The sequence below is a fragment of the Pseudanabaena sp. SR411 genome, from assembly GCF_002251945.1.
Lineage (GTDB): Bacteria > Cyanobacteriota > Cyanobacteriia > Pseudanabaenales > Pseudanabaenaceae > Pseudanabaena.
Genome location: NZ_NDHW01000044.1, coordinates 1 through 1,193, shown reverse-complemented (window position 1 = coordinate 1,193; position 1,193 = coordinate 1). Strand labels below are relative to the sequence as shown.

Here is a 1,193-nt window from a genome sequence, read left to right as displayed (position 1 = left end):
ATCAATGATCTTATCAGTTTGTGCTCTTGCTTGATTCAATAGGTTGATGTCAGTGAGATAGCGAATATCGACTGGTGTGACAGTGGCATCTCTTTGATGATTAGTGCTCCCAGTGCCATCCGAAAGCTCTTGGCTGGTGCTCCTTCTCCTGCGCTGAATTGTTCGGCATATTCACTCTCAAAACTTTCCCATGGGATTAGTTTCGCTAACTTTACCCATCGATTCTCTCCTGATAGTTTTCCACTAAATGGAAGATAGAAGTTCTCGAATGGGCTTTTCCTTGCATTCTATCAGCTTTTGCAACCTTTGAAAACTAATGATTGCAACTGTTTCTGCCTTTCTCAGCAAGCCCTAATTATAGAAGGTATTTGTAAAGGAAATATTAAGGAGGAGAATAAAATAAAGGTCAGGAGAGAAACTAGAAAAAACAAAATCATAAAATGTCTAGAAAAAGATACCCAACAGATTTAACAGATCAGCAGTGGGAAATTATCAAAGATATGTTTCCTGCGGCAAAATCTGACGTAGCGCAAGGGAGAAAACGCACCACAAATCTAYGAGAAGTAGTCAATGCCATCTTGATATTGGACAAGAAGTGGATGTGCTTGGGATAYGCTCCCGCATGATTTTCYGCCATCAGACACAGTATATATGTACTTTCGGCGATGGCAACKCAAGGGAATCATTGAAGRAATTCATGAAAAGCTGCGAGATAAGGTAAGAGAAAAGGCAGGAAAACAAAAAAACGTAACTGCTGCCATGATTGATTCACAATCAACCAAGACTACAGATGTTGGCGGTGAGGAACGAGGTTTTGATGGCAATAAAAAAGTCAACGGTCGTAGAAGGCATATTAGTTGACATGCTCGGATTAGTATTGGTGATATTGGTACAAGCTGCCAACATTGCGGATGTGGTTGCTGCACGAACTGTCGTCATGGCTGGTAAATTAAGTCAACCTGAATTGGCACAAGTTTGGGCATTTAGGTTGTCGTAGTCGCAAATTCCAATCTTTGATGGATAGCTTGGGTATCAATTTAACTCTGTCCGAAAAAAGAGAGCAGGGCTTTAAGTTAGAACCTCGTCGTTGGGTTGTAGAACGTACTTTTGCTTGGCTTGGTAAGCAGCGAAGATTGAGTAAAGACTACGAACGTCTTCCTGAAGTAAGTGAGGCTGTTGTTAATTCTGCCATG

The 1,193-nt window shown here is 41.2% G+C and carries 2 protein-coding genes and 2 pseudogenes; 3 read left to right on the top strand and 1 reads right to left on the bottom strand.

What is annotated here, in order from left to right; all coding sequences use genetic code 11:
• Positions 1-89 precede the first annotated feature (89 nt).
• A pseudogene (locus B9G53_RS02935) lies at positions 90-269 on the bottom strand (IS5 family transposase); the annotation flags it as partial.
• Positions 270-594: 325 nt separating this feature from the next.
• On the opposite strand from B9G53_RS02935, the pseudogene B9G53_RS28920 reads away from it, so the two are divergent.
• From B9G53_RS28920 to B9G53_RS02920, 3 genes and pseudogenes are all read left to right on the top strand, one after another.
• Positions 595-861 (top strand): annotated as a pseudogene (locus B9G53_RS28920) (transposase); the annotation flags it as partial.
• Positions 818-997, top strand: coding sequence for a hypothetical protein (locus tag B9G53_RS26610; protein ID WP_141211689.1), 180 nt, complete (start codon positions 818-820; stop codon positions 995-997). The pseudogene B9G53_RS28920 and the gene B9G53_RS26610, both read left to right, overlap by 44 nt.
• A gap of 16 nt (positions 998-1,013) precedes the next feature.
• Positions 1,014-1,193 (top strand): transposase (locus tag B9G53_RS02920; RefSeq protein WP_369682991.1); only part of this gene is annotated, 180 nt, incomplete at its 3' end.